We start from the raw sequence: 20,976 nt of genomic DNA on the forward strand, positions 1-20,976 counted from the left end.
CGTCAGCCCTTCAGCCCTTGAAGCCCGTCAGCCCGTGAGCCGCAGCGGGTTGACCAGGTCGGCGTAGATGAGCAGGCCCGCCATGATCATCATGACGATCGCGATGGCGTAGGTCAGCGGCAGCACCTTCGCGATGTCCACGTAGCCGGGCTCCGGCCGCCGCATGACCTTGGCGTACGCCCGCTTGAGCCCCTCCCACAGGCCGCCCGCGATGTGCCCGCCGTCGAGCGGCAGCAGCGGGATGAGGTTGAACATGCCGATCGCGAGGTTGAACCCGGCCAGCAGGTTGACGAAGATGGCGATCTTCTTCTCGTTGGACAGGTCGGAGGCGAGGATCTCGCCGCCCATGCGGCCCGCGCCGACGACGCCGACAGGGCCCTCGGGGTCGCGTTCCTCGCCGGAGAAGGCGGCGTGCCAGACGCCGACCATCTTCTCCGGCAGGTTGAGCAGCGAGCTCGCGACCCGGCCCGTCAGCTCGCCCATGTAGCCGATCACCTGGCCGAGGTTCTGCTGCTGCATGACCTCGGTGGGCAGCACGCCGAGGAAGCCGACGTTCCTGTCGATCTTCTCCGGGTCCTCGAGGTTGGGCCGGTCCTGGGCGATGAGCGTGACGTCGAGTGTCATCGCCTTGCCGTCGCGGACGATGCCGAGCTGCGCGGGGCCGGCACCGTGGGAGCGGATCAGGTGGGTGGCGGCGGTCCAGTCGCCGATCTTCTTGCCGTCGAGCGAGACCAGGCGGTCACCGGGCTTGAGGCCCGCCTGGGCGGCGGGGGTCGGTCGGTCGGTGGGCTTGCACGTGGTGCGCTGCTCCGAGGCGGGGATCACGCACGTGTTGGTCTCGGGCGAGACGATCGGGGCCCACGTCGGCAGGCCGATGCCGACCAGCAGGATGCTGAAGAAGACGAACGCCAGCACGAAGTTCATCGCCGGGCCGCCGGACATGATGATGACCTTCTGCCACCACTTCTTGCGGTAGAAGACGCGCTCTTCGTCGCCGGGCCGCACCTCTTCCAGCGCGGCGTCGCGGGCGGACTCGATGAGCCCCTGGAACGGGCCCGTCGCGGTGCTCCTGGCCTTGGTGGGGTCGTCACCGGGGCGCGGCGGCAGCATGCCGATCATGCGGATGTAGCCGCCGAGCGGGATCCACTTGACGCCGTATTCGGTCTCGCCCTTCCTGCGGGACCAGGCCGTCGAGCCGAAACCCACCATGTATTGGGTCACGCGCACGCCGAAGATCTTGGCGGGCACGAGGTGGCCGAGTTCGTGCAGCGCGATGGAGAACATCAGCCCGAGGAGAAAGAGGATGATCCCCACGAGATATAGCCAGTTCATCGAGTCGCGCTCCACGGCAGACGGCAGGACGGGCGAAAAACCGCCAACCCAAGGGTAGTCGAATCCGCCGCACGGTACGGCTTGCCCGCCTTTTGGAATGGATTGACAGTGAGCGATCAAACGATCACCCTAAGAGACGATGGAGGGGGAGTCCTTGATCCGCATACTGATCGCAGAGCACCTGCCGTTGGTGCGCCGTGGCCTGCTGGCCATTCTCGCAGCCGAACCCGATCTGCGGGTCGTGGCGCAGGCCGGATGCGCCGAAGAAGCGGTGCGGGCGGCCGTCGAGAGCGATCCCGACGTGGCCGTCGTCGATGCCGGGCTGCCGGGGAGCTCCGTGCTGGCCGGGCTCTCCGCGCGGGCGCCGGGGTGCAAGGTGCTGATGTTGTCGGCCGATCCCCATCCCGGGCAGGTGCGCAGCGCGCTGGCCGAGCGCGCGCTCGGGTTCATGAGCCTGTGCGTGCCGCCGGAGCGGCTGGCCGAAGGAGTGCGCCTGGTCGCGGCTGGCCGCCGGGCCATCGAGTCGGAGCTGGCCGCGGCCGCGCTCCAGTGCGCGACGAACCCGCTCACGAGGCGGGAGCTCGACGTGCTGCGCGTCGCGGCGGGCGGCGCGCGCTCGACCGAGATCGCCGACCAGCTCTTCCTCTCCGTGGGCACCGTACGCAACCATCTGTCGCGCATCATGTGCAAGACAGGGGCGCGCAACCGGCTCGACGCGGTGCGCATCGCGAGCGACCAGGGCTGGTTGTGACGGGACCCGGTGGAGCCGCGCCGCTCCGCCGGGGCCCGACCGTCTAGAGGATCTCAGCAGCGTCGAGCCGGCTGCCAGTGACCCCCAACACGACCTGAACCGTGTGGTTTGTCATCAGGGGCGCCAGATCAGCACCAATGCGCAGTCGTCGTTGTGCCCGGAGGCCATGGCGTTGACCAGCGGCCGCGCGCCGTCGCGGAAACCGGAGGGCAGCAGCCGCTCCGCCTCGCCCAGCAGCCGGTCGAGCCCGGCGTCGATGTCGCGCCCCGGCTGCTCGATGAGGCCGTCGGTGAACAGCAGCAGCGCGTCGCCCTTGCGCAGGGTGCCGCTGTCGGGCTCGCAGTGCAGGTCGGGCACCACGCCGAGCACCACGCCCTTGGCCGAGGCCACCTGCCAGTTGCCCGTGCCCGCGTCGAACTTCACCACCGGCGGATGCCCGGCCGAGGTGATCGTGTAGTCGCCCGTGTCGAGGTCGAGCCGCACGTGCACCGCGGTCACGAACCCCTCGTCGCCGCGCTGGCGGTGGAGGTAGGTGTTGCACGCGGGCAGGAAGTCGTCGACCGAGCCGAGCAGCCCGCCGAACGTGCCGGACAGCAGCAGCGCCCTGGTGCCCGCGTCGACGCCCTTGCCGGACACGTCGACCAGGGCGATCTCGACGGAGTTGCCGTCGCGCATGGAGACCAGGAAGTCGCCGCCGAACGACGACCCGCCGGCCTGCTTGAGCACCACCTTGCCGCCCCAGTCCTTGGGCAGCGCGGGAAGCTCGCCCTGGCTCTTGAGGCGGTCGCGCAGCTCCAGCAGCATGGCGTCGCCGCGCAACCCCTGCACGCCGAGCTTGCCCCTGGTGCGGGCCATGAGCACGGCGAGCACCGTGGTGAACACGATCGTCACGGTCAGCCCGACGCCGATCCGGTCGGGGCCCAGCCCGAACGCGATGTAGCCCAGCGCGACGCCGACGCCGACCAGGAGCTTGACCAGGCTGCGCAGACGCAGCTGAAGCCCGCCGACCAGGGTGACGAGAATGAGCAGGGAGGGCGAGAACCACTCGGTCGAGACCCTGACCGCGAGGAACCCGATGACGAGCGCGAGCACGGTCAGCGTGATGAGCAGGTTGCGGTCACGTGCCAGCGGCCCGCGCCTGACGAAGCGGACGGCGGCCACCAGACCCGGCACCCGCACCAGGACGGCACGGACCCGTGGCGGGATCAGCGGCGCCGGTCGGGTACTCATGATGGGCCTGACTGTATCGGTCTGACCCGTGTTTGGGCAGCCCACTTGACCAAGGCCTTGATCATTAAGCACGTATATTCGGTGGCCCTCCCCCTTTGCCCGCTCCTACCGTGGACAGATGACGTATCCGATCCGCCCGATTGACGAGTCCCAGTGGCCGGCGTTCGCGCTGGTGCTCGAAGAGGGGTTCGGCTGGCGGCCGAACTCCGTGCAGAACGAGCGTTTCAAGGCCGAGACGGAGTTCGACCGGACGCTCGCGGTCTTCGACGGAGACCTCATCGCGGGCGTCACGTCCATCTACAGCCTCACCATGACGGTCCCCGGCGGCCGGCTTCCCGTCGCGGGCGTGACGGCCGTCAGCGTGCTGCCCTCCCATCGCCGGCGCGGCGTGTTGTCGTCGCTGATGCGCAGGCAGCTCTCCGACATCCGGGAGCGTGGGGAGAGCGTCGCCGCTCTCTACGCCTCCGAGGCTCCCATCTACGGCAGGTACGGCTACGGCAGGGCGTCGAACGCACTGTCGTTCCGGTTCAGGAAGCCCGGTGGCACGGAGTTCGTCGCGAACGCTCCTTCCGACCCGTCGCTCAGGCTCAGGGTCGCCGCGCCCGCCGACGTACGCGCCGACCTGGAGAAGGTGTTCGCCTCCGTCGTGGCCCGGCGTCCCGGACGTTACGAGCGCAACGCGCGGTTCTGGGACGGCGTGCTGGCCGACGAGGAGGCCGACCAGGACGGCGCGGGCCCGCTGCGCTCGGTGCTGGCCGAGGACGACGGCGGCGTACGCGGTTACGCCCTGTTCCGGATCAAGTCGTCGTGGGACGCCGACGGCATTCCCGACGGGGAGCTGAGGCTGCAGGAACTGGAGGCGGCCGACCCGGCGGCGTACGCGCTGCTGTGGCGCAGCGTGCTCGACCGCGATCTCGTCTCCCGGGTGCAGGCGGGCGCGAGGCCGGTGGACGACCCCCTGCTCGCGCTGCTGGCCGACCCGAGGCAGGCGCGCGCGAGCCACGTCGACGAGTTGTGGGTGCGCCTGGTCGAGGTGGGCGCGGCTCTGGCCGCCCGCTCCTACTCGGCGCCGGTGGACGCGGTGATCGAGGTCGAGGACGACGTGTGCCCGTGGAACGCCCGGCGCTGGCGGCTCACCGCCGGCCCGGCGGGCGCGGAGTGCGCCCCGGTCGACGACCGGCCCGACGTGACGCTTCCGGTGGCCTCGCTCGGCTCGGCGTACCTCGGCGAGGGCCTCCTCATGGAGCAGCTGGCGGCGGGGCTGGTGCGCGAGCACTCCCCCGGCACGCTGCGTTCGCTGGCCATCGCCATGTCCTGGAGCCCGAGGCCATGGGCGGGGCTGACGTTCTGACGTAGGGTCGGGGACATGGCACTGCAGAGTTTGCAGATCACCGCGACCGTCGCCATGCGCGCCCGCGACGTGTCGAGACCGTCGAAAGAGCAGCAGGAGGCCGCCGACCGGCGGCCTCTGCGTGATGAGATGCCACGGCGTGACGCCAGGCGCAAGGGCTGAGGGTCAGGGCAGGGAGGGCAGCTGGCCGATCGTCTCGTAGGTGTCGAGCTGCGCGATCCGCCTGCTGTGGCGCTCGCTGCCGGAGAACGACGTGGTCAGGAAGACCTCCACGAACCTGGTCGCGTCGTCGACGGTGTGCATGCGCGCGCCGACGCTGACGACGTTGGCGTTGTTGTGCTCGCGGGCCAGCGAGGCCGTCTCCTCGCTCCAGGCCAGCGCCGCGCGGATGCCGCGCACCTTGTTGGCGGCGATCTGCTCGCCGTTGCCCGAGCCTCCGATGACCACCCCCAGGCTGCCGGGGTCGCCCGCGACGCCTTCGGCCGCGCGCAGGACGAACGCGGGATAGTCGTCCTCCGCGTCGTAGACGAAGGGACCGCAGTCGGTCACCTCGTGACCGTGGTCCTTGAGCCAGGACACGAGGTGGTTCTTCAGCTCATAGCCGGCATGGTCGGCACCGATGTAGACACGCACCCGACCAGTCTTCCACAGCCTTCGCCGATCAGGCCCGCTTGCTAGAGTAAGGACCCGTTCCGCATACCAGTCCTTACGAAAGCAGAATTCCCATGCGCGAGATCCGCATCATCGGCGATCCGGTGCTGCGCACGACAGCCGACCCCGTCACCGACTTCGACCGCGACCTGCGCCGCCTGATCGACGAGATGTTCCAGGCGATGTACGCGGTCAACGGCGTCGGCCTGGCGGGCCCGCAGATCGGCGTGTCACGGCGGCTGTTCGTCTACGACATCAGCGGACGCAAGGGCCACGTGATCAATCCGCGGCTGACCGTCGACGACCCCGAGGAGATCGTCGACGAGGAGGGCTGCCTGTCGGTGCCCGAGCGCGGTACGGGCCGGCCGATCTACGCCCCCGTCGCGCGGGCCTCGGGCGTCACCGTCGAGGGCGTCGACCGGCTCCAGCGGCCCGTGCGCGTCAAGGCCCGCGGATCGCTGGCGCGCTGCTTCCAGCACGAGAGCGAACATCTGGACGGCAAACTGTACGTCGACCGCCTTCCCAGGAACGAAGCCCGCGAGATCATGCTCAGGGCGTAGGTTGATCGCATGAGTGTACTTTCCGGAAAGGGCGCACTGGTCACCGGAGGTTCGAGGGGCATCGGCAGGGCCGTCGTGGAGCGGCTGACCCGTGACGGGGCCGAGGTCGTGTTCTGCTACGAGCACTCGGAAGAGGCGGCGCGGCAGGTGGCCGAGGGCACGGGTGCGCACGCCGTACGAGCCGATCTGGGCGACAAAGGCGATCTGCGGCGGTTGTTCGCCGAGGCGGAGGCGCGGCTGCCCGGGCTGGACATCCTGGTCAACAACGCCGCCCTGAGCCTGGCCAAGCCCCTGGGCGACATCACCGGCGACGACTACGAGCGGGTCTTCGCGGTGAACACGCGGGCGGTGTTCCTGGCCACGCAGTGGGCGGGCGGGGTCATGCGCGACGGCGGGCGGATCATCACGATCTCGACGCTCAACACCCAGGTGCCCGCTCCCGGCCTGATGCTCTACTGCGGCAGCAAGGGGGCGGTCGAGCAGTTCGCCAAAGTGGCCTCGCGCGAGCTGGGCGTGCGGGGCATCACCGTGAACGTCGTCTCGTCCGGCGCGACCGACACCGACATGCTGCGCGGCGCCAACCCGCCGGAGGCGCTGGAGCTGACGGAGCAGTACACCGCGCTGCGGCGCCTCGGCAGGCCCGGCGACATCGCCGCCGTGGTCGCCTTCCTCGCGGGCCCCGACGGCCACTGGGTCACCGGCCACAACGTGCACGCCACCGGCGGGCTGTACGTCTGACCCGCCGGCGCGCCGTGCCCCGGCTACAGCTGCAGCGCCTTGACCTCCAGGAACTCCTCCAGTCCGTGCTCGCCGAGCTCCCTGCCCACGCCCGACTGCTTGTAGCCGCCGAAGGGGGCCATCGGGTTGAACCGGCCGCCGTTGACGGCCACCTGGCCGGTGCGGAGCCGGCGGGCGACCGACAGGGCGTGTTCCCCGGTGCCCGACCAGACGGCTCCGGCCAGGCCGTATTTCGTGTCGTTGGCGATCTGTACGGCCATGTCCTCGGTCGTGTACGGGATCAGCGACAACACCGGGCCGAAGATCTCCTCCTGCTCGATCGTCATGCCCGGCTCCACACCCGCGAACACGGTGGGCTCGACGTAGTAGCCGCGCTCGTGCGGCTGCTCGGTGCCACCGGCGACCAGCCGGGCACCCTCCTCCTGGCCCGTGTTGATGTAGCGGACGACGCGCTCGCGCTGGGTCGCCGACACCAGCGGACCGATCTTGGTCGACTCGTCGAAGGGGTCGCCGACGGTGTAGCCGCGAGCGGCCTCCACGGCCAGGCGCACGGCGTCGTCGTACTGGTCGCGGTGGACGATCATGCGGGTCCACGCCGAGCAGGTCTGGCCGGCGTTGACGAAGCAGTTGGCCACACCGACCTTGACGGCACGGGCCAGGTCGGCATCAGGAAGGATGATATTTGCCGATTTGCCGCCCAGCTCCAGCGCAACCCGCTTGACCGACTCGGCCGCGAGCGAGGCCACCCGCTTGCCGGCGACGGTCGAGCCGGTGAACGACACCATGTCCACCTCGGGGTGGGCGGCCATCGCCTCCCCCACCACCGGCCCACGCCCGCTCACCAGGTTGAACACGCCCGCGGGCAGGCCGACCTCGTCGAAGACCTCCGCCAGCGCGTACGCCGCGAGCGGCGCCACCTCGCTCGGCTTCAGCACCACGGTGCACCCGGCGGCCAGCGCGGGGCCCACCTTGCAGATGATCTGGTGCAGCGGGTAGTTCCACGGCGTGATCGCCGCCACCACCCCGACCGGCTCCTTGAGCACCAGCGAGTTGCCGACCCGCGACTCGCGCGGATGGCTCTCGGCCAGCCTGGCGTAGGAGGCCAGCACGGTCGCGGGCATGAGGGTCTGCACCTTGAGCGCGAAGCCGAGGGGCGCGCCCATGTCGGTGGCGATGGTCTTGGCGATCTCGTCAGCTCGCTGTTTCAGCAGCTCGGCGGCGTCGCCGAGCAGCTTCCCACGCTCGGCGGCGGCGGTCTCCGACCATCGGGGGAAGGCCGTCCTGGCCGCTCGCACGGCCGACTCGACGTCGCCGGGGGAGCCCGCGGGGACGTTGTCGATGATCTCTTCCGTGGCCGGGTTCGCGACCTCGATGGACTCGTCCGACTGCGACGAGGACCAGGAGCCGCCGATATAGAGCTGACGCATGGCACCATCCTGACAGCGCTTCACGCGGCGGTGCGAGGGCTCACCCCCTCCGGGGATGAGCCTTCTCCACCGCCGCCGTCCGACTTCAACCGCCAGCGTACGATGGCGCAACGGGCATAGTCGGATGTGTCAGTCGAATTGCGGTCGTTTGGTGCGGGTGCGCTTCAGCTCGAAGAAGTCCTCGTACGCGGTGACCGTGAGCACGCCGTCCCAGAGCCTGCCCGCCTCCTCACCTCGGAGGATGCTGGTGATCACGGGCCCGAAGAAGGCGTTGGCGCCGACGCGGATGATGGGCGTGCCGACCTCCTGGCCGACCAGCGTGATGCCCTCGTCGTGGGAGGCGCGGATCGTGGCGTCCCACTGCTCGGAGTGCATGGCCTCGACGAGGCTCGTGTCGAGGCCGGCCCGTTCGAGCGCGGTCTCGACGGTCTCGCGCAGCCGCTCTGGCTCCTTGCCCCTGCCCTCGTTGTGCAGCAGAGTGCCGAGAGTGGTGTAGAGCTCGCCGACGGCCTGCTCGCCGTGCTTCTCGGCGGCGGCCGCGACCACCCTGACCGACCCCATGGCCCTGGCGGCGCGTTCGCGGTAGTCGTCGGAGACGTCCTTGTCCTCGTTGAGGATGTGAAGCGACATCATGCGCCAGCGCGGCTCGATGGGGCGGACCTTCGCCACCTCGATCAGCCACCGTGACGTCACCCACGCGAAGGGGCAGGATGGGTCGAACCACAGGTCCACGGGAATCTTTTCAGTCACGTGGGGCCATAACCTGAGGTGGTTCGGGTCCTATTCCCGCCGTGGCAGGATACCGACAAACTTCTCCGAAGTGGTGAAAAGGAGCGCAACTTGGCAGGCAACCTGACCCGAGACGAGGCTCGCGAGCGCGCCCGGCTGCTCAAGGTCGAGTCTTACGAGGTCGCACTCGACCTGACAGAGGGGGACGAGCGCTTCGAAAGCGTCACGAAGGTCCGCTTCGCCGGCACCAGCCCGGGCGCGTCCACCTTCATCGATCTGCACGGAGCCCGCGTGCGCAGGGTCGTGCTCAACGGCGAGGAACTCGACGTGGCGGGCTACGACGCCGCCGCCGGGCGCTTCCCGCTGCCCTCCATCGCCGAGAACAACGAGCTCGTCGTGGACGCCGACTGCTCCTACATGCGCACCGGCGAAGGGCTGCACCGCTTCGTCGACCCGGTCGACAAGAACGTCTACCTGCACAGCCAGTTCGAGACGGCCGACGCCCACCGCATGTACGCCTGCTTCGACCAGCCCGACCTCAAGGCCACCTTCCAGCTCACCGTGCTGGCGCCGGCCGCCTGGGAGGTCATCTCCAACGCCACCGCCACCGAGGTGGAGGAGCTGCCCGAGCAGGCCGGCAAGCACGGCACGGTGCCGGCCGCCCGCCGCTGGCAGTTCGCGCCCACGCCGGCCATCTCCACCTACATCACCGCGCTGGTCGCCGGGCCCTACCACAAGGTGACCACCGAGCACGACGGCATCCCGCTCGGCGTCTACTGCCGGGCCTCGCTGGCCGGGCACCTCGACGCCGACAACATCTTCGAGGTCACCCGGCAGGGCTTCGACTTCTTCCACCGGGTGTTCGCGGTGCGCTACCCCTTCGGGAAGTACGACCAGCTCTTCGTCCCCGAGTTCAACGCCGGCGCCATGGAGAACGCCGCCTGCGTGACGTTCCTGGAGGACTACGTCTTCCGCTCCCGCGTCACCGACGCGGTCGTCGAGCGCCGCGCAGAGACGATCCTGCACGAGATGGCGCACATGTGGTTCGGCGACCTCGTCACCATGCGCTGGTGGGACGACCTGTGGCTGAACGAGTCGTTCGCCACCTACATGTCCGTGCTCGCCCAGGCCGAGGCCACGCGGTGGGGCAAGGGCGCGTGGACGACCTTCGCCAACGTGGAGAAGGCCTGGGCCTACCGCCAGGACCAGCTCCCCTCCACTCACCCGATCGCCGCCGACATCCCCGACATGCAGGCGGTCGAGGTCAACTTCGACGGCATCACCTACGCCAAGGGCGCCTCGGTGCTCAAGCAGCTCGTCGCCTACGTGGGCCTGGACAACTTCCTGGCCGGCGTACGCGACTACTTCGCCGAGCACGCCTGGGGCAACACCGAGCTGAAGGACCTGCTCACCGCGCTGGAGCGCACCTCGGGCCGCGACCTGTCGTCGTGGTCGAAGGAGTGGCTGGAGACCTCGTGGGTCAACACGCTGCGGCCCTCGTTCGAGGTGTCAGGAGGCCGGTTCACCCGCTTCGAGGTGCTGCAGGAGGCCCCGGCCGAGCACCCGACGCTGCGCTCCCACCGGGTCGCCATCGGCCTGTACTCCCTGGCCGGCGGCGAGCTGACCCGTACCAAGCGGGTGGAGCTCGACGTGGTGGGCGCCCGGACGAACGTGGCCCAGCTCGTCGGCGAGGAGCAGCCCGACCTCGTACTGATCAACGACGACGACCTGACCTACGCCAAGATCCGCCTCGACGAGCGCTCGCTGAAGACGCTGGTCGACGGCGGCATCGCGGCGTTCACCGAGTCGCTGCCGCGGGCCCTGTGCTGGTCGGCGGCATGGGACATGACCCGCGACGGCGAGATGTCCACGCGCGACTACGTCAAGCTGGTCGTATCCGGCGCGGAGACGGTCGCCGACATCACCGTGCTCCAGGCGGTGCTGCGGCAGGCGCGCATGGCCGTGCAGCAGTACGCCGACCCGGCGTGGCGGCAGGAGGGCCTGACGCTGCTGGCGGGCAAGCTGCGCGAGCTGCTCGCCGCCGCCGAGCCGGGCTCCGACCACCAGCTCGCCTTCCTCCAGGCCTTCGCCCCCGTGGCCTGCTCCGACGAGGACCTCGACCTGCTGCAGGGCATCCTCGACGGTTCGTCCGTGCCCGAGGGCCTCACCGTCGACGCCGACCTGCGCTGGTCGCTGGTGCACGCGCTGGTCTCCTGCGGCCGTCTGACCGAGTCGGACATCGACGCCGAGCTGGAGCTCGACCCTACGGCGACGGGTGAGCGCTCGGCCGCGCACTGCCGGGCCGCGATCCCGACCGCCGAGGCCAAGGCCGCCGCGTGGGACCGCATCGTGGGCGGCGAGCTGGCCAACCACGTCGCCCGTACGACCATCGGCGGCTTCCAGGACCCGCGCCATCCCGAGCTGCTGGCCCCCTACCGCGAGAAATACTTCGCCGAGGTGGGGCGGATCTACAAGGAGTGGACGTTCGACCAGGCGTCCACGTTCGCCGTGGGGTGCTTCCCCTCGCTGCTCATCGAGCCGGCCACGGTCGAGGCCGCCGAGCACTACCTCGCCGACGAGGAGCCGCCGCAGGCGCTGCGCCGCCTGATCCTCGAAGGCGCCGACGGCGTGAGCAGGGCCCTGCGCAACAGGGAGAAGGACGCAGCGTCTGCCTGACGGGTCTGCCTGACGGGTCTGCCTTGACGCGCCCGGCTGACGCCCGCCGCGGGCCCCGCCTCCAGGCGAGGGCCCGTGGGCTGGGCGGACTTGGCCATGGCAGCGCAGCGGCGATGTTAGCCTCAAGTACGTGCTAGGCGCCGGGACGACGCTCAACGATCGCTACGTGCTGACCGGCCGCCTCGGCGGCGGTGGCATGGGCGAGGTGTGGCGTGCCGACGACACGGTTCTCGGCCGCACGGTGGCCGTCAAGGTGCTCATGCCGGCGCTCACCGAGAACCCGTCCTTCACCCAGCGTTTCCAGAACGAGGCCAGGGCCATGGCCACGCTCCGGCATCCCGGCGTGGTCGACGTCTACGACTACGGCGTCAGCGAGGTCGACGGCCGCCAGGTGAGCTTCCTGGTCATGGAATACGTGGAGGGCGAGTCGCTCGACCACGTGCTGCGGCGTGGCGCGCTCGGCCCGGAGGCCACCATGCGGCTGGTCGCCGAGGTGGGCGACGCGCTGGCGGCGGCCCACGCGGAGGGCATCGTCCACCGCGACGTCAAGCCCGCCAACCTCATGATCAGGACCGACGGCGGCGTGGCGCTCACCGACTTCGGCATCGCCCATTCGGCGTCGGCCGGGCACCTGACGGCCACGGGCACGATGCTCTGCTCGGCCGGCTACTGCGCTCCTGAGATGGCCACGAGCAGCGACGTGACGCCCGCGGTCGACGTCTACGCCCTGGGCGTGGTGGCGTACGAATGCCTGACCGGGCACCTGCCGTTCCAGGGTGACACGCCCGTACAGATCATTTTCAAGCACCTCAACTCCCCCGTCCCGCGCCTGCCCGCCGACGTTCCGGCGGGGCCGCGGCAGGTGGTGGAGCGGGCGCTGGAGAAGACGCCCGACGCGCGCTGGCCGTCGGTCGCGGCGATGGCCGAGGCCGCCCGAAGGGCGATGGTCTCGCCCGCCACACTGCCCGTCCCGCGCCGCCGCCGCACGTTGCGGGCGGTGCTCACCATCGCCGCCGCGGTGGCGGTGTCCGCGGCGGTGGCGGGGTTCGTCTGGCTGCGGCCCTCATCGCCCACGCCGGTGAGCCGGATGGAGCCGCCGGCCACCACCCCCACGGTCGCGGAGACCTCGCCATCGCCGCCCGCCACCACGAAGCAGCCGGTCCTGCCGGCCAAGCGCACCCCCGGCCCCAAGCCCTCGGCCTCGAAGTCGGCGGTGCCCACGCCCACCGCGACGGTCACCGCCACCCAGACCGCGACGGAGACACCGACCGTCTCGCCGACCACGCCCCAGCCGGAGCCGACCGAGGAGCCGACGACCGACGAGCCCGAGGAGCCGACGTCGGAGCCCACGATCTCCCGTCCGCCGCCCCCTGGCGAGATCCAGTGTGTCCGCGCTCCGTGCCCGTGACCGGCCTCCGGCGCCGTCCTTGAGGGCTCGCCGAACATGAGAAGGTCTTCGCGTGGACTCGACTCGTGACCTTTTCGTTGCCCTTGCCCGTCGTTACGCGTTCGCCGACCTCGGTGCGCTGGCACCCGCCGCCGACATCGCCGAGGTCTGCGAGTTCGGTCAACGGCTGCTGTCGCTCGACGCCGAGGACTTCGCGGCCGAGGCCCGGGTGGTCCCCGCCGACCTGCGGCGGCGCGCGCGAGCCTGTCACATGCCGCAGACGCCGCGCGAGCAGCCGCGCGGGGCGCTGGAGTCGCTGCGGCCCGCGTACGAACTGCTGCTGGAAGTGATCTCCGTACGGTGGCACCGGCGCGAGCTGAGCCCGATGATCGCCGCGGTGCACATCGCCAGCGAATACCTGCCGCTGCTGGCCTTCGAGCCGCAGCTCGGCCACGCGGGCGACCCCGCGCGCTGGCCCGAGGGATTGAGCGTGGCGGGCAGCCGGTTCGGCGTGATCGGCGACCGGGAGTGCGACCACACCAAGTCCGAGCAGTCGGCGACCAACCGCACGCTGCGGGTGTCGTCCGAGCCGGCCGAAGGCTGGCGGGCGTACTTCGACCGGCAGCACAGCCAGGTCGCCGGCGCGCTCGCCGTGTGCGTCGCCGGCTGCCGCAACCCGTGCACGGCCATGGACTGGATCGAGCCGGAGCCGCGGGCCGACCTCCAGGTGCGCGCCCGTACGGCGCTGGCCTTCGCGGAGACCCCGCTCGTGCGGCTGCGCCATGCGGCGCCCGTGGGGCACGGGTTCGGGGTGCCGTCGCCGGAGGAGGTGCTCGACGCGTGGGAGCGCAGCCGGGCGGCGCTCGACAAGAACGCCGTCGGGGCCGCGGCGCTGAAGGACGACGGGTTCCCGCTGCCGGGGCTGCCCGCGCTGTTCGCGGCCGTCGCCGGCGCCCCGATCGAGCCGGCGACCCTGCTGCACGGGGTGAGCGAGCACATCGTCGGCCTGCTCGAACGCGACTGATCCCTGCCCGGGGTCAGCGGCGGGCCGCGGCCTGCTCCGCGAGTGCGGCGATGCCGTACAACAGGCCGCCCACCACGTCGCCCACGCTGAACGAGGTGGCCATCGACATCGCCGTCAGCCGGCAGGCGCTGTCGGGCAGCCGCAGCCTCGCGACGTCGCCGGTGACGATCTCCAGCGCCCGCCCGACGGGGTCCACGAAGATCACCACGGCGTTGCCCGCCTCGTCGCCCAGGGCGGCGTGCAGGCGCTCGGCGAAGTGCCGCCGCGACCCCTCCGGCTCGCCGATGAACAACCCGAACCGCAGGCCGCTCAGCCGTTCGGCGGCCTGCACGGCCTTCCTGAGGTCGTCGGCCTGGGGAGCGGTCAGTCCGCGCATCGTCACCTCACCACCCCGCGGACGCGCCGCCGACGTGCCTGCCCGGCTCGGCCGTCTCGGCGGCGGCCACCCAGTCGTTCTGGGGAACGTCCGTCCAGGGCGCCACCCGGTCGGCCAGCACCAGCTCGGACGTGCTGACCCCGCGCTCGCTCCTGGACGGCCCGCCGATCCACACCGGCCACGATCCCGTACGGCGCCGCTGCGTCCGGCCCGGCACCATGACCAGCAGGCTGATCAGCACGAACAAGCCCAAGGACGCTCCGATGAGATAGAGCAGAATCTCCGCCGCGCTGTTCACACCCTGACCGTAGACCGCTGCGGCGGGTCCGGCCAGACCCGCCGCGGGATGTCCGGCGGCTGCGGCACCTGATCGGTACGCCTAGGATCTTTGACGGGCCCCTTGGCTTCTCTAGAGAAGAACGTAAGACATACCCGGAAAACATGCGTGGAACACGATGAGCTGGGCCATAAAACTATGGACGCGGCAACACTAGGAATCGATCGAACCCCCGGGCTACGGTGAGTTACGTGGACTCCGACATCCAGCGAGAAGACGGTCACAACTCGTCACCCATCTGGGTGAGCGACAAGCCAGAGAGCGAGCAGACCGCCGCCGCGAAGCCTTCGGCGCCCACCTCCACATACGCGCCGGTCAAGCGCGTGTCCGTGCGCAGCCTGATGCAGCAGCCGCGGGTCCAGCGACTGCGCAACCGGGCGCTTCTGGCGGTGGCCGTCGGCCTCGTCGTGGGCTTCCTCGTGGGCGACTGGCGGGCCGGTGTGACCGCGGGCGTGCTCGCGGCGATCGCCGAGGCGGTCTACCGGGCGCGCTCCAACTCCTCGGTGCCCGCGTGGCGGCGCACGTCCGTGGCCGAGCGCCGCACCGAGGCGCAGTTGCGCAAGCTCGAACGCAACGGCTACCGCACGCTGCACGCCAGGGCGATCCCCGACAGCGAGGCCCAGATCGACCACCTCGTGGTGGGCCCGACGGGCGTCTACGCGGTCGACTCCGAGAAGTGGGACAAGCGCCTGCCCGTGCGCGTGCAGATGGGCAAGAAGCTCTTCCACGGGCCGTTCGACAAGAAGCCCCGCATCACCGAGGCCAAGTGGGAGGCGTCGCGGGCGAGCGAGCTGATCAGCCAGTCGTTCGGCCGCGAGATCTCGGTCGTGCCGTCCCTCGCCATCTACGGGCCGCAGGTGCCGTGGAAGATCATGACGATCCGCGGCGTGGACGTCTACCAGGGTGACCGGGCCCGTAAGTGGATCACCAAGCGGGAGCGGGCGCTGACCGACGGCGAGATCAACCGGATCTACGAGATCGCCGCCCAGGTGCTGCCCGCCCGCTACGGCGAGGACTGAGCCCCTCCCCAGCCGCCGGCTTCTCCCGTCGCCGCAGGCTGAACGCCCTTCTCGCACGCCCTGCACGGCTCCGCCGTGGCGCGGCCGGGCCGGCCGCTGTCCGATGCATGGACAAGGCGTCTCAGTCGCCGGGCGGTTGGCCGTAACATGTGAGGACTTGCTAGCGACGGGAGAAGCACTATGCCGGCCCTCAGGTCACGTACAGTCACCCACGGCAGGAACATGGTCGGTGCCCGGGCCCTGCTCCGGGCGACCGGCGTAGCCGGGGGCGATTTCGGCAAGCCCATCATCGCGGTGGCCAACAGCTTCACGCAGTTCGTTCCCGGTCATGTGCATCTGCGCGAGGTCGGCGACGTGGTGGCGTCGGCCGTCAGGGAGGCCGGCGGCATCCCCCGCGAGTTCAACACGATCGCGGTCGACGACGGCATCGCGATGGGCCACGGCGGCATGCTCTACTCCCTGCCCTCGCGCGAGCTGATCGCCGACGCCGTCGAATACATGGTCAACGCCCACTGCGCCGACGCGCTGATCTGCGTGTCCAACTGTGACAAGATCACGCCGGGCATGTTGCTGGCGGCGTTCCGGCTGAACATCCCGACGATCTTCGTCTCCGGCGGCCCCATGGAGGCCGGCAAGACGCCGGGCAAGAAGCTCGACCTCATCGACCCGATGATCGCCGCCGCGGACGAGTCCGTCTCCGACGCCGACCTGCTGGAGATGGAGGAGGCCGCCTGCCCGACCTGCGGCTCCTGCTCGGGCATGTTCACCGCCAACTCGATGAACTGCCTGGCCGAGGCGATCGGGCTGGCGCTGCCGGGCAACGGCACGATCCTGGCCACGCACAAGGCCCGCAAGACGTTGTTCGAGGACGCCGGCCGGCAGTTGGTGGAGATCACCCGCCGCTACTACGAGGAGGACGACGAGTCGGTGCTGCCGCGCTCGATCGCGACCCGCGAGGCGTTCGAGAACGCGATGACGCTCGACGTGGCGATGGGCGGCTCCACCAACACGATCCTGCACATCCTGGCCGCGGCCCGCGAGGCCCAGGTCGACTTCGGCCTCAAGGAGATCAACGAGCTGTCGCTGCGGGTGCCGTGCCTGTGCAAGGTCGCCCCCGCCACCAGCAAGTTCCACGTCGAGGACGTGCATCGCGCCGGCGGCATCCCGGCCATCCTGGGCGAGCTCGACCGGGCCGGTCTGCTGCACCGCGACGTGTCCACCGTCAACGGCGGCACGCTCGCCGACCTGCTGGCCGGCTGGGACGTGCGCTCGCCGTCGGTCCTGCCGGAGGCGGTGGAGCTGTGGCACGCGGCGCCCGGCAACGTGCGCACCGTCAAGGCCTACTCGCAGGACAACCGCTGGGACTCCCTCGACCTCGACCGGGCGGAGGGGTGCATCCGCGACATCGAGCACTCCTACACCGCCGACGGCGGGCTGGCCGTCCTCTACGGCAACATCTCGCGTGACGGCGCGGTGGTGAAGACCGCGGGGGTCGACGAGTCGATCTGGAAGTTCAGCGGGCCCGCGGTGGTGTTCGAGTCGCAGGAGCAGGCCGTCGAGGGCATCCTGGGCGGGCGCGTCAAGGAGGGCGACGTGGTGGTCATCCGCTACGAAGGCCCCAAGGGCGGGCCGGGCATGCAGGAGATGCTCTACCCGACCTCCTTCCTCAAGGGCCGGGGCCTGGGCAAGGCCTGCGCGCTCGTCACCGACGGGCGCTTCTCCGGCGGCACCTCGGGCTTGTCGATCGGCCACGCCTCTCCGGAGGCGGCGGAGGGCGGCGCGATCGCGCTGGTCGAGGACGGCGACATGATCGACATCGACATCCCCAACCGGTCGATGGAGCTGCGGGTGACCGAGGCCGAGCTGGCGGCCCGGCGCGAGCGGCTGCTGGCCGAGCGGGGCCGCTTCCGCCCGCGCGACCGCGACCGGCCGGTGACCGTGGCGCTGCAGGCCTACGCGGCGATGACGACGTCGGCGTCCACGGGCGCCTCACGCGACCTTTCGCAGCTGTCGCAGTAGTTCACCACCCCTGTACGGCAGGCGACGGGTTCTCGCCTGCCGTACAGGTTTTCGAAAAATGTCGGTGGTCGTCCGTATTCTTGGGGTATGACGACAGTCGTGAAGCACGATACTCGCCCGCTGACGACCGCCGAGATCGCCGCCCTCGCCCTCTCCCTCGCCCACCTCGGCGCGGGTCCGCAGGCCGTCACCGCCAGGCGTGGCCTGCAGCACGCACTCGAGCACCTGGAGCTCGACGACGACGTCATCTCCACCACCCTCGCGACCCTCACCGAGCCGCTGCCCGTCGACGTCGCCTCCCGGGCCAGGCTCATGGCCGACGCCATCACCAGCCGCCTCATGATCCGTCTCCACTACCGCGACGCCTACGGCACCGTCACCGCGCGCGACGTCGAGCCGGTGACCTGCCTGGTCCACCGCGAATACTGGTACCTCGTCGGCGTGTGCAGGATGCGCCGGGCCATCAGGGCGTTCAGGTTCGACCGCATCATCGCGGTCGAGCCCACGCTCACGCCGTCCCGGCCGCATCTCGCCGACCGGTTCCTGCCGTTCCAGCGCCGCAAGCGCGCCAGGGCCGCGTGACAACCTTGCCGATCGTTTGACCGGCCGTGCCCCCGGCCGTTGGGCCGGGGGGTGGCAGGCTCCCGCACATGCGCGTACGCGGGGTCTCGCTCATCGCCGTCCTGCTGGTCGCGGCATCCGGGTGCAGGGGACCGTCCGCCGCCGCCCCACGCCCTGCCGCCGTGCCTCAGCGGCCACCGGCCGGCCAGGTCGTCGTCGAGAGCGCGCCGCCCGTGGCCGAGCGGCGTGCCCTCGACCGCGTACTCAGGCGTTATCTGCGGGGGCGTCCGGGCCGGGCGGCGCTGGCCGTGCTCGACCGGACCACGGGCGCCCGCTACTCCTTCGGCGAGACGAAGCCGTTCATGCTGGCCAGCGTGGCCAAGGTGGACATCCTGCTGGCCTTCCTGCTCGGCAAGCAAGGGGAGCCGCCGACCCGCTACGAGCACCGGCTGGCCTCCCGGATGATCCGCGAGAGCGACAACGACTGCGCCCACGAGCTGTACATGACGATCGGCGGCCAGGACGCGCTGACCGGCGTGCTGCGCCGGCTCGGTGTACGGCACACACGGCCCGGCCCCGGCCTGTCCTGGGGCTCGACCCACAGCCTGCCGTCCGACCAGGTGCAGGTGCTGGACCGGCTCACCGACCCCGGCGGGCCGGTGCCGGCGGCCGGCCGGCGCTACGCCCTGCGGCTCATGTCGTCGGTGGTGCCCTCGCAGGCGTGGGGCGTCAGCGCCGCGGCCGACGGTGGCGCGGCGGCGCTGAAGAACGGGTGGCTGCCCGCCCACGTCCACGACGGGCTGTGGACCGTCAACAGCGTGGGCCTGCTCGACGTGCACGGGCACGAGGTGCTGGTCGCGGTGCTGTCGGAGCGCAGCCCGGACATGCGGACAGGCATCGAGACCGTCGAGCGGCTGGCCAGGCTGGCGGTGAACACGCTCACCCGGCGGGGCGCCACCGTCGGCGTGACCGGTCGCGGCCTTCCGAAGGCGAACTCGTCCACCCGGCGGGGCGCCACCGCCGGTGTCTAGGAGGAGCAGCACCCTCCGCCGCAGCAGCCGCCGCCCGTCTGGGGTGCGGCTGCGCCGCCCGTCATGGAGACCGTGGACAGCAACTTCACCGTGTCGTCGTGGCCCTCGGGGCAGGTGGCCGGGTCGTTGGAGGCCGACATGGAACGGGAGACCTCGAAGGTGGAGCCGCAGGCGCGGCAGCGGAAGTCGTATCGCGGCATGGACCGAGTTTACCCAGGTTCACGTGGACGGGCTTTCGGCGTCAGTAGGTGAGGTGGGCGTAGTCGGACACCGGCTCGTAGCCGATGGCCTGGTAGATGGAGTTGCTCGTGGGGTTGCCCAGATCGGTGAAGAGCACGACGTGGTCGCACCGCTCGGACAGGCCCGTCAGGCTGGTGAACGCCGTCACGGCGGAGCCGTAGCCGCGCCTGCGGCACGAGGGCGGCGTGTAGACGGGGCCGACGCGGCAGACCCCGCCGGCCGCCGGTGAGAGCCCGGCCAGCGAGACGGGTGTCTCGCCCACCTCCCACACGAACAGCTCCCGGCGGGCCAGCCGCTGCGCCACCCGCTCGGCCAGGTCTCCCTCGGACAGCTCCACCTCGTCGTGGAACGCGTGGTACCAGCTCACCAGCAGCGGGAAGTCGCCGGGGACGGCGATCCTGCCCCGGCCCGGCACGTCGGGGACGGTGAGCGTGCCGAGGTGGTAGAGCCGCTCCGGCACCACCCTGCGGGGCGTGCCGAGCAGCCGCATGGCCTCGGAGGTCACCTCGACGGGGCCCGCGAGCGCGGGCAGGTCGCGATCGAGCGCCTCGATCAGCGGTGCGACGGCCTCGACGGGCGTCGCGAAGAGGCCGACGGGATGCGGCGGGGTGCGGAAGACCGCGCCGCGAACCTCGCCGTCCGCCGTCCACCAGCCGAAGAGCGGGTCCTTGGCGGGCATGCCCGCGCGCAGGTTGGCGAGGACGGTCAGCGGGACGGTGTTGCGCACCGGGTCGCCGAGCAGGAAGGGCCCGGCGACCGCGGCGTACTCCTCAACCTCTGAGGTGAAGGTCCACATGCCTGCTCATGCTGTCAGGCAGGGAACCCCTCATCAAAAAATTCTCAGGCCGCGGCCTGGAGGTAGGGCGCCCACTGGGGGTCTCCGACGAGCGACGCGCCGATGAGCCTCCAGTGGGCGCCCCGTGGCACCGCCGGGCTGACGCGAAGCGTCCACCCCAGCTCCTCCAGGTATTTGTCGGCCTTCCTGTGGTTGCAGGTCGTGCACGAGGCGACGCAGTTCTCCCAGGTGTGCGTGCCTCCCCTGGACCGCGGGACGACGTGGTCGATGGTCTCGGCCCGCTGCCCGCAGTAGGCGCAGCGGTAGTCGTCGCGCCGCATGAGGGCGGCCCTGGTCAGAGGGATGCGCGACCGGTACGGAATGCGAACATATCTGCGGAGCCGGATCACCGAGGGCACGTCGAGCGTACGGCTGGCCGAGCGCAGCACGGCGCCCCTGCCGTCGCGGTGCACGACGTCGGCCTTCTCCCGCAGCACCAGCACGATGGCCCGGTGCAGCGAGAGGGTGGTGAGTGGCTCGTAGGTGGCGTTGAGCAGCAGGACTTGGCGCATCATGGGGCCTCTCCCCGCCGCGCGCGTATCAAAGGGGACATGCCGCGGCATGTCCCGGCTGTCGGCCCCTCCTGGGGCACTCGTGCTTCCGTCACGTGGACCTCCGCCGGACGGCCCAGCGGATGGTCACCACGGCACCGTCCTGTCACCAAGTCTGGCGTTTGCACCGTGGTCCCCGCCACCCCAAAAC

The 20,976-nt window shown here is 70.8% G+C and carries 22 protein-coding genes; 12 read left to right on the forward strand and 10 right to left on the reverse strand.

Annotated features, from left to right (window positions below):
* Nucleotides 1-27 precede the first annotated feature (27 nt).
* A complete protein-coding gene (locus E1295_RS19655) occupies nucleotides 28-1,332 on the reverse strand; it encodes a M50 family metallopeptidase (RefSeq protein ID WP_132631785.1) in 1,305 nt (434 codons plus the stop codon).
* A gap of 154 nt (nucleotides 1,333-1,486) precedes the next feature.
* Here E1295_RS19655 and E1295_RS19660 point away from each other — a divergent pair, with 154 nt between their 5' ends.
* Entirely contained in the window at nucleotides 1,487-2,083 is a 597-nt protein-coding gene (locus tag E1295_RS19660; protein WP_132631786.1) for a response regulator transcription factor, read from the forward strand.
* Nucleotides 2,084-2,197: 114 nt separating this feature from the next.
* Here E1295_RS19660 and E1295_RS19665 read toward each other — a convergent pair whose 3' ends face one another.
* Nucleotides 2,198-3,313 carry a PP2C family protein-serine/threonine phosphatase gene (locus E1295_RS19665; protein WP_132631787.1) on the reverse strand — a complete coding sequence of 372 codons (1,116 nt, stop codon included), beginning with the start codon at nucleotides 3,311-3,313 and terminating at the stop codon, nucleotides 2,198-2,200.
* Between the two features lie 118 nt (nucleotides 3,314-3,431).
* Between E1295_RS19665 and E1295_RS19670 the strand changes: the two genes are divergently transcribed.
* Both E1295_RS19670 and E1295_RS48780 read left to right on the forward strand, forming a co-directional pair.
* Nucleotides 3,432-4,664: a GNAT family N-acetyltransferase gene (locus tag E1295_RS19670; RefSeq protein WP_132631788.1), complete on the forward strand. Its 1,233-nt coding sequence runs from the start codon at nucleotides 3,432-3,434 to the stop codon at nucleotides 4,662-4,664.
* Nucleotides 4,665-4,679: 15 nt separating this feature from the next.
* Nucleotides 4,680-4,826: a hypothetical protein gene (locus E1295_RS48780; RefSeq protein WP_166427310.1), complete on the forward strand. Its 147-nt coding sequence runs from the start codon at nucleotides 4,680-4,682 to the stop codon at nucleotides 4,824-4,826.
* 3 nt (nucleotides 4,827-4,829) lie between these two features.
* On the opposite strand, the gene E1295_RS19675 is transcribed toward E1295_RS48780, so the two are convergent.
* Entirely contained in the window at nucleotides 4,830-5,297 is a 468-nt protein-coding gene (locus E1295_RS19675) for a ribose-5-phosphate isomerase (RefSeq protein WP_132631789.1), read from the reverse strand.
* Between the two features lie 92 nt (nucleotides 5,298-5,389).
* Between E1295_RS19675 and def the strand changes: the two genes are divergently transcribed.
* The gene (def, locus tag E1295_RS19680; protein WP_132631790.1) at nucleotides 5,390-5,875 is read left to right on the forward strand and encodes a peptide deformylase; all 486 of its coding nucleotides are present in this window, start codon (nucleotides 5,390-5,392) and stop codon (nucleotides 5,873-5,875) included.
* A gap of 9 nt (nucleotides 5,876-5,884) precedes the next feature.
* Nucleotides 5,885-6,613 (forward strand): SDR family oxidoreductase, encoded by a 729-nt coding sequence (locus E1295_RS19685; protein WP_132631791.1) that lies wholly within the window; start codon nucleotides 5,885-5,887, stop codon nucleotides 6,611-6,613.
* Nucleotides 6,614-6,636: 23 nt separating this feature from the next.
* Here E1295_RS19685 and E1295_RS19690 read toward each other — a convergent pair whose 3' ends face one another.
* Nucleotides 6,637-8,040: an aldehyde dehydrogenase family protein gene (locus tag E1295_RS19690; RefSeq protein ID WP_132631792.1), complete on the reverse strand. Its 1,404-nt coding sequence runs from the start codon at nucleotides 8,038-8,040 to the stop codon at nucleotides 6,637-6,639.
* Nucleotides 8,041-8,169: 129 nt separating this feature from the next.
* Entirely contained in the window at nucleotides 8,170-8,790 is a 621-nt protein-coding gene (locus tag E1295_RS19695) for a mycothiol-dependent nitroreductase Rv2466c family protein (RefSeq protein ID WP_132631793.1), read from the reverse strand.
* A 90-nt stretch (nucleotides 8,791-8,880) separates the two neighbouring features.
* Between E1295_RS19695 and pepN the strand changes: the two genes are divergently transcribed.
* From pepN to E1295_RS19710, 3 genes are all read left to right on the forward strand, one after another.
* Nucleotides 8,881-11,445, forward strand: a complete 2,565-nt coding sequence (gene pepN / locus E1295_RS19700; RefSeq protein WP_132631794.1) for an aminopeptidase N — start codon at nucleotides 8,881-8,883, stop codon at nucleotides 11,443-11,445.
* A 130-nt stretch (nucleotides 11,446-11,575) separates the two neighbouring features.
* Nucleotides 11,576-12,853 (forward strand): serine/threonine-protein kinase, encoded by a 1,278-nt coding sequence (locus E1295_RS19705; RefSeq protein WP_132631795.1) that lies wholly within the window; start codon nucleotides 11,576-11,578, stop codon nucleotides 12,851-12,853.
* Nucleotides 12,854-12,905: 52 nt separating this feature from the next.
* Nucleotides 12,906-13,856: a hypothetical protein gene (locus E1295_RS19710; protein ID WP_132631796.1), complete on the forward strand. Its 951-nt coding sequence runs from the start codon at nucleotides 12,906-12,908 to the stop codon at nucleotides 13,854-13,856.
* A 13-nt stretch (nucleotides 13,857-13,869) separates the two neighbouring features.
* On the opposite strand, the gene E1295_RS19715 is transcribed toward E1295_RS19710, so the two are convergent.
* Both E1295_RS19715 and E1295_RS19720 read right to left on the reverse strand, forming a co-directional pair.
* Nucleotides 13,870-14,232, reverse strand: a complete 363-nt coding sequence (locus E1295_RS19715; RefSeq protein WP_246080148.1) for a DUF5130 family protein — start codon at nucleotides 14,230-14,232, stop codon at nucleotides 13,870-13,872.
* A 7-nt stretch (nucleotides 14,233-14,239) separates the two neighbouring features.
* A complete protein-coding gene (locus E1295_RS19720) occupies nucleotides 14,240-14,530 on the reverse strand; it encodes a hypothetical protein (protein WP_132631798.1) in 291 nt (96 codons plus the stop codon).
* A gap of 230 nt (nucleotides 14,531-14,760) precedes the next feature.
* Between E1295_RS19720 and E1295_RS19725 the strand changes: the two genes are divergently transcribed.
* From E1295_RS19725 to E1295_RS19740, 4 genes are all read left to right on the forward strand, one after another.
* Nucleotides 14,761-15,588, forward strand: a complete 828-nt coding sequence (locus E1295_RS19725) for a nuclease-related domain-containing protein (protein ID WP_132631799.1) — start codon at nucleotides 14,761-14,763, stop codon at nucleotides 15,586-15,588.
* 180 nt (nucleotides 15,589-15,768) lie between these two features.
* Nucleotides 15,769-17,607 carry a dihydroxy-acid dehydratase gene (gene ilvD / locus E1295_RS19730; RefSeq protein WP_132631800.1) on the forward strand — a complete coding sequence of 613 codons (1,839 nt, stop codon included), beginning with the start codon at nucleotides 15,769-15,771 and terminating at the stop codon, nucleotides 17,605-17,607.
* 87 nt (nucleotides 17,608-17,694) lie between these two features.
* Nucleotides 17,695-18,189, forward strand: a complete 495-nt coding sequence (locus E1295_RS19735; RefSeq protein WP_165974528.1) for a helix-turn-helix transcriptional regulator — start codon at nucleotides 17,695-17,697, stop codon at nucleotides 18,187-18,189.
* A gap of 68 nt (nucleotides 18,190-18,257) precedes the next feature.
* Nucleotides 18,258-19,199 carry a serine hydrolase gene (locus E1295_RS19740; protein ID WP_132631801.1) on the forward strand — a complete coding sequence of 314 codons (942 nt, stop codon included), beginning with the start codon at nucleotides 18,258-18,260 and terminating at the stop codon, nucleotides 19,197-19,199.
* Here the strand turns inward: E1295_RS19740 and E1295_RS19745 are convergent.
* Genes E1295_RS19745 through E1295_RS19755 form a run of 3 tightly spaced genes read right to left on the reverse strand, consistent with a single transcriptional unit; the run spans nucleotide 19,196 to nucleotide 20,786 of the window.
* Complete coding sequence (locus E1295_RS19745) at nucleotides 19,196-19,399, reverse strand: FmdB family zinc ribbon protein (protein ID WP_132631802.1); 204 nt, start codon at nucleotides 19,397-19,399, stop codon at nucleotides 19,196-19,198. The two genes, E1295_RS19740 and E1295_RS19745, sit on opposite strands and share 4 nt — an antisense overlap.
* Before the next feature lie 41 nt (nucleotides 19,400-19,440).
* Entirely contained in the window at nucleotides 19,441-20,235 is a 795-nt protein-coding gene (locus tag E1295_RS19750; protein WP_132631803.1) for a GNAT family N-acetyltransferase, read from the reverse strand.
* Nucleotides 20,236-20,279: 44 nt separating this feature from the next.
* The gene (locus tag E1295_RS19755; protein WP_132631815.1) at nucleotides 20,280-20,786 is read right to left on the reverse strand and encodes an HNH endonuclease; all 507 of its coding nucleotides are present in this window, start codon (nucleotides 20,784-20,786) and stop codon (nucleotides 20,280-20,282) included.
* Nucleotides 20,787-20,976 lie beyond the last annotated feature (190 nt).

Source organism: Nonomuraea mesophila (assembly GCF_004352805.1).
GTDB lineage: Bacteria > Actinomycetota > Actinomycetes > Streptosporangiales > Streptosporangiaceae > Nonomuraea > Nonomuraea longispora.

Excerpts from the sequence above, each read along its gene's own strand:
- E1295_RS19655 (WP_132631785.1), bottom strand. The coding sequence starts at position 1,332 with ATGAACTGGCTATATCTCGTGGGGATCATCCTCTTTCTCCTCGGGCTG.
- E1295_RS19665 (WP_132631787.1), bottom strand. The coding sequence starts at position 3,313 with ATGAGTACCCGACCGGCGCCGCTGATCCCGCCACGGGTCCGTGCCGTC.
- E1295_RS19670 (WP_132631788.1), top strand. The coding sequence starts at position 3,432 with ATGACGTATCCGATCCGCCCGATTGACGAGTCCCAGTGGCCGGCGTTC.
- E1295_RS48780 (WP_166427310.1), top strand. The coding sequence starts at position 4,680 with ATGGCACTGCAGAGTTTGCAGATCACCGCGACCGTCGCCATGCGCGCC.
- def (WP_132631790.1), top strand. The coding sequence starts at position 5,390 with ATGCGCGAGATCCGCATCATCGGCGATCCGGTGCTGCGCACGACAGCC.
- E1295_RS19685 (WP_132631791.1), top strand. The coding sequence starts at position 5,885 with ATGAGTGTACTTTCCGGAAAGGGCGCACTGGTCACCGGAGGTTCGAGG.
- E1295_RS19690 (WP_132631792.1), bottom strand. The coding sequence starts at position 8,040 with ATGCGTCAGCTCTATATCGGCGGCTCCTGGTCCTCGTCGCAGTCGGAC.
- E1295_RS19715 (WP_246080148.1), bottom strand. The coding sequence starts at position 14,232 with ATGCGCGGACTGACCGCTCCCCAGGCCGACGACCTCAGGAAGGCCGTG.
- ilvD (WP_132631800.1), top strand. The coding sequence starts at position 15,769 with ATGCCGGCCCTCAGGTCACGTACAGTCACCCACGGCAGGAACATGGTC.
- E1295_RS19735 (WP_165974528.1), top strand. The coding sequence starts at position 17,695 with ATGACGACAGTCGTGAAGCACGATACTCGCCCGCTGACGACCGCCGAG.
- E1295_RS19740 (WP_132631801.1), top strand. The coding sequence starts at position 18,258 with ATGCGCGTACGCGGGGTCTCGCTCATCGCCGTCCTGCTGGTCGCGGCA.
- E1295_RS19745 (WP_132631802.1), bottom strand. The coding sequence starts at position 19,399 with ATGCCGCGATACGACTTCCGCTGCCGCGCCTGCGGCTCCACCTTCGAG.
- E1295_RS19750 (WP_132631803.1), bottom strand. The coding sequence starts at position 20,235 with ATGTGGACCTTCACCTCAGAGGTTGAGGAGTACGCCGCGGTCGCCGGG.
- E1295_RS19755 (WP_132631815.1), bottom strand. The coding sequence starts at position 20,786 with ATGCGCCAAGTCCTGCTGCTCAACGCCACCTACGAGCCACTCACCACC.